We start from the raw sequence: 2,836 nt of genomic DNA, 5'->3' as shown, positions 1-2,836 counted from the left end.
TTGTTGTTTCCGCCTTGATTGTCGTTTCCACCTTGGTTATCTAACGGCTTAATGCTACCTTTATCAAATGCAAATTGAATATCGTAAAAATGGTGATAATTCATTGAATCGATATCTACTTTTACTTTTGCATTTAACTTTTTCGATAAATCTGGCACTTCTACTTCCACTACGCGTGTATCAGCTTTTTTATCTTCACTTATTACATTTGCATCAACAAACGAACCATTTTTCTCAAATTCAAATTTTGTAATCCAAGAACTGTTCGTTAACGTAAATGATACATACTTCTTACCATCTTTTACTTTTAGCACACCTGGACTTTTTGTATATGTGTTCATCATTGAAATTTCGTCTGTTTGATCTTTTAACGCTTTAAAATTGATGCTGTATTCACCATCTTTAATTGTTTCAGCATCTGGTTTTTTATTTTCATCTGGTTTTTCTACTTCTGGTTTTTCTACTTCTGGTTTTTCTGCTTCCGGTTTTTCTACTTCTGGTTTTTTCTCTTCATTTTTAATTTGTTCAAGTTTATCTTGTTCAAATAAAAGTTGTACATCATGCGTTTGCTTATAATTTCTTGATGCCATTTCGATAAATACTTTTGTATTTAGTTTTTTAGATAAATCGTTTACTTCAAACTCTACTACTCTTGTATCTTTTTCCTTATCCTCACTCACTACTTTTGCATCAACAAATACGCCATCTTTTTCCGTTTGGAAATTTTTAATTAATGAGCTACTTTTTAGTGTTACAATTGCTTTTTTCTTACCGTTTTCTACTTTTAATACTCCTGGATTTACCATGTAAGTATTCATCTTAGATTCTTCATCTGTTTGATCTTTTAACACTTTAAATGGAATGCTGTACGCACCATCTGTAATTGTGTTAGAATTTGGTTGTTGATCTGGGTCAGGCTTTTGGTCGGGCTTCTGACCTGGATCGGTAGTTTCATTTGGATCTGGCTTATTAGCTGGGTCCTCTTTTTCATTTGGTTTTTCTACATGAATTGGTGTAATGCTATTTTGATCAAATGCAATACGAACGTCGTACTCATGATGATAATTTAAAAAATCAATATCTACTTTTACTTTTGCATTTAATACCTTCTCTACATCTTCTACATCAAATTCTACTACTCTTGTATCTTTTTCTTTATCTTCACTAATTACATTTGTCGCAACTAGCTTACCTGCTTTTTCTGTTTCAAACTTCGTAATCCATGAACTATTTGTTAATGTAAAGGATACTTTCTTTTTCCCATCCTTCACTTTTAAAGTTCCCGGGCTTACTGAATATTGATTCATCATTGATTCTTCATCTGATGTATCTTTTAAAACTTTGAAGCCAATTGAATATTCACCGTCAGCCAACTTGGTAGCTGCTTGAACTGCAAGTGGTTGTAATGTTGATACGAATGTAAATATCATTAAAAACATAGCAACAATAATTTTTGTATACCTGTTCAATGGAACGACTCTCCCTTTTGAAAATTATTTAATACTATTCCCATCAAATACAAAGCGAATATCATACGAAGCATTATAATTAATAATTGGAATATTAATTTTCACCTTGCCATTTAGTTTTTTTGACAAGTCAGCAACTTCAAATTCTACAACTCTAGTATTATCTTTTTTGTTTTCACTTAACACGGTTGTTTCTACAAATTGACCACCTTTTTCTACTTGGAAACTTTTAATAGAAGCACTATCTTTCACTTTAAATGAAACATATTGTTTTCCATTTTTAACTGTTAATGTTGCTGGGCTTTCAAAATAACTATTCATTCTAGACGATTCATCTTTATCGCCTTTCCATACAGTAAAAGCAATATTATATTTTCCATCAGCTAGTTTTGTAGCAGCCTTTGCATCTTGTAAACCTAGTGTTGCGATAAACGTAAATAAAACAGCAAATACGGCAATAATCATTTTAAATTGTTTAAACATATATTCATCACCCTTCAAAAGATTTATTTACTCAACTTCACTTTACGAATTAAGAAAGCACCTGAAATAAGAATTAACACTGCAAACAATCCAATACGTGCTTCATCGCCTGTTTTTGGATTATCTGTTTTTTCAGCTTTTCCATTTTCATTTTTTGTTTCTTTGTTCACTTCTTTAGCTGTTTCCTTACTCTCTACTTTTGTTTTCTCTTCTTTTACTTGTGTATCTGTTTTCGCTTGATCATTATTTTTTGTAGTAGCAGCTATGCCGTTATCGCCACCTACAGCTTTTACATTTGCATCAAAAGCAAAACGAATTGTGTAGTGGTGGTCATAGTTTGCATTTGGTACAACAACATGAATTTTTACAGCTGCCGGTTTGGATAAATCATCTACTTTAAACTCTACTGTTCTTTTATCTGCCGATTCATCTTTACTAACAACTTTCGCATCAACAAAATCCCCGTTCTCTGGTGCTTTAAATTCTGTAATCCAAGCACTATGATTCATCGGAACTTGTACTCTCATCTCACCGTTTTTCACTACTAATTTTGCTGGCTTTTCAAAATAGTCATTTGCCATTGAAGCTGAATCATTTTCCGCTTTTTGAATTACGTAATTAATATCGTAAGTACCATCAGCTAGTTTTGCTGAAGCATTTCCGTATGGCATTACAAGAAAAGCTAGCATACATACGAACGTTATAATAAAAGCGGGTAATACAGAAACCTTTTTCATTTTTCTTGTTTCCTCCTTGGTTATCTTTCATTTCACTTTTTGAAAATGATAATTATTCTCAATTTATAAGAAAAAAATAATCTCTTTTACCTATTATTTAATTAGCATTCTTTTATGTAACATAAGTATTATTGATTATCATTCTCA

At 31.6% G+C, this 2,836-nt stretch carries 3 protein-coding genes; all 3 read right to left on the bottom strand.

What is annotated here, in order from left to right; genetic code table 11:
* Nucleotides 1-1,469: NEAT domain-containing protein (locus MR160_RS33305; RefSeq protein ID WP_242299181.1), on the bottom strand; the 1,469-nt coding region annotated here is incomplete at its 3' end.
* A gap of 24 nt (nucleotides 1,470-1,493) precedes the next feature.
* Complete coding sequence (locus MR160_RS33300) at nucleotides 1,494-1,952, bottom strand: NEAT domain-containing protein (protein WP_000476166.1); 459 nt, start codon at nucleotides 1,950-1,952, stop codon at nucleotides 1,494-1,496.
* A 23-nt stretch (nucleotides 1,953-1,975) separates the two neighbouring features.
* Nucleotides 1,976-2,689: a heme uptake protein IsdC gene (isdC, locus tag MR160_RS33295; RefSeq protein WP_000757957.1), complete on the bottom strand. Its 714-nt coding sequence runs from the start codon at nucleotides 2,687-2,689 to the stop codon at nucleotides 1,976-1,978.
* Nucleotides 2,690-2,836 lie beyond the last annotated feature (147 nt).

It is taken from the genome of Bacillus cereus group sp. BfR-BA-01382, assembly GCF_022663475.1.
GTDB classification, from domain to species: Bacteria; Bacillota; Bacilli; order Bacillales; family Bacillaceae_G; genus Bacillus_A; species Bacillus_A thuringiensis_S.
The sequence above is the reverse complement of the archived record's forward strand: the minus strand, read 5'-3'. Positions and strand labels throughout refer to the sequence as shown.

Coding starts and splice junctions, on each gene's coding strand:
- MR160_RS33300 (WP_000476166.1), bottom strand. CDS start 1,952: ATGTTTAAACAATTTAAAATGATTATTGCCGTATTTGCTGTTTTATTT.
- isdC (WP_000757957.1), bottom strand. CDS start 2,689: ATGAAAAAGGTTTCTGTATTACCCGCTTTTATTATAACGTTCGTATGT.